This window comes from Heliophilum fasciatum (genome assembly GCF_004341395.1).
Taxonomy (GTDB): Bacteria; Bacillota; Desulfitobacteriia; order Heliobacteriales; family Heliobacteriaceae; genus Heliophilum; species Heliophilum fasciatum.
This window is the reverse complement of record NZ_SLXT01000061.1, coordinates 1-2,262: the sequence shown is the minus strand read 5'-3', so window position 1 is coordinate 2,262 and position 2,262 is coordinate 1. Positions and strand designations below refer to the sequence as shown.

1 protein-coding gene and 2 pseudogenes are annotated in these 2,262 nt (G+C 39.5%); 2 read left to right on the top strand and 1 reads right to left on the bottom strand.

What is annotated here, in order from left to right:
• The coding region (locus EDD73_RS14565) for a bacterial transcriptional activator domain-containing protein (protein ID WP_207668906.1) at nucleotides 1-537 on the top strand (537 nt) is incomplete at its 5' end.
• Between the two features lie 218 nt (nucleotides 538-755).
• Nucleotides 756-1,658 (top strand): annotated as a pseudogene (locus tag EDD73_RS15380) (histidine kinase dimerization/phospho-acceptor domain-containing protein); the annotation flags it as partial.
• 289 nt (nucleotides 1,659-1,947) lie between these two features.
• Here the strand turns inward: EDD73_RS15380 and EDD73_RS15375 are convergent.
• Nucleotides 1,948-2,169 (bottom strand): annotated as a pseudogene (locus tag EDD73_RS15375) (transposase domain-containing protein); the annotation flags it as partial.
• Nucleotides 2,170-2,262: the final 93 nt, after the last annotated feature.

The following is a 2,262-nucleotide window of genomic DNA, read 5'->3' as shown; positions in this document are numbered from 1 at the left end:
CAGGTGGATCTCTACGCCGTGAAGGTGGCTCTATTTTTCCGTGAACATGGCTCTATTTTGCCGACATACTGGCTCTCCAAGAGCGAAATATTCAACTACGGTCATCAAGGCAATCTCTTTGCCAACCAAGGGTACTTATGGAGCATCGAAAAGGACATCCAGGTGCAGCAATCGCTAAAAGATGCGCTCAAGGCGATGGTGCAAGCAACGATGCTCCGTAAAGCCTCGGCCCCAGCCCGTACTTCTGCCCTTGCTTCTGCTTCTGCCCTTGCTTCTGCTTCTGCCTCCGCTTCCGACCCCGTTTCCGGCGGACTGCCTGATGAAAACGACGATATCCTGCGCCGTCTGAAACTGCTGACGCTCATTGCACCGGAAGAAGAAAGGGCGAATAATCAACTGCTCCGGCTTTTCATGCAAAAAGGCGACCGCCAAGGTGCCATCGAGCATTACCGTTGGCTGGAAAAGGTGCTTGATGAAGCCTTTGACAGTCAGCCCGCCCCATCGACGATAACGATTTACAGGGAACTGGTGGGTTAATGAAATATCTCGATGAAAAATAAAGCGGATACAAACCATGATTATCGGTATTGCCCAAACAGGGAAGGATTTTTGCCTTCCCTGTTTTTATTTTATATAAGCACGCTTACGGGGAAAGGAAGGATTATGGAACAAAATGTAGAATATTACCTTGTACATAAGTACAAGCAGAGCTATTCTACAGCAACAACAGAGCTATTCTACAGCAAAAAATACAAATGCCTTCTATAGAAATGAGTGATAATTCAATGTCTGGTTTATATCTAAATCTATCGAAAAATAAGTCTGATCTGGATAAGAAGTCATATTGTAAATCTTCGTTGTTAGGAATAAGCTATGCCCTCGAAGACATTGTCATCCAATTTGAACTCAAGGCAGAGATGTATGTTTTTTTTCAGGAATTTAGATTTTTCTTACATGAAATAGAACGATATAAACAACTAGATCAAATATGTGCAAAAATTTTCATCTTTGCTCAGAACATCGATTTTTCCGTTGTTACAGATTTCCAAAATACTGTATTTATCGAATTAGAACCTAATTCCCCCTTAAGAGACGAATGGAATGTGATTATTATTCATCCTGATCAATCAATGGTTATTTCAACGACGGAGGAATATGATCATAATCATTTCTGTGAAGATATGTTGCGGCAATTTCAAGGGTTTTTAAGTCTTTCCCCTCAATTGGCGTTGCAAGCTGCAAGATTCATGATGAACGTATTATTAAAAGAGTACGGAAAAAACTATGATTCCATCTATGATGAAAATTCAATACTACAATCTTATGATACAGATTTATGCGAGAAAATTAAATTTTTCATCAACAGAGCGATGGAACAAATCGAAAAAAAGAATGAGATAATTATACAAAAGAAAGAACTAATTGCTTCGATACATCGAGATCTCGAAAAAGCACAAGAAGAAACACAAGTTGCTTCAATTGCGAAAAAACAATTCCTTTCCAATATGAGCCATGAGCTTCGTACCCCCATGAATTCGATTGTCGCCTTAACTGAATCGTTGATGGATTCATCATTAACGGAAGAGCAGAAAGAATATACAGAGCTTCTGCAACGTTCGTCAAATTCGTTATTGACGCTTATCCAAGATGTCTTAGATTATTCAAAATTAGTGACAGGTAATGTACTCCATAATTACACTGAAGTTTATTTAGAAGATTTTCTATCGCAAATTGTTCAATGCTTATTCCCAAAGGCAGTAGAAAAAGGTATTAGATTAGACCTTTCTCTGGATATCGATGCTCATCCTGTGTTGGTCACCGATAAAGTTCGACTAAGAAAAATTATTTTGATTTTAGCTGAAAATGCAATCAAATTTACTTCTGACGGATATGTCGTAAGCGTCAAAACAGCCCCACCTTGTTTATCAAAGTGGGGCTGCTGTATGCTTATTTTGTTTTTCGACAGATATTTGGTAGATCCGCCGACCAAGGAAGTAGCTGATCCAATACTTGAGGGTTCGAAGTATCGACGTTCGGAAGCTTTTCAAAAAGATACGTCAGATAATGAAACGGGATCAAACCATTCTCTTTCGCCGTTTCTACGATGCTGTAAATGATCGCACTGGCCTGAGCGCCACGGGGCGTGTTTGAAAATAACCAATTTTTACGGTTATGTGCTGCGGAACATAACCGAAATTATGTGCTCACTTCATTTATGCGCTTACCAAATTATAATGTAGAAAATATCGCCTAATTATCACT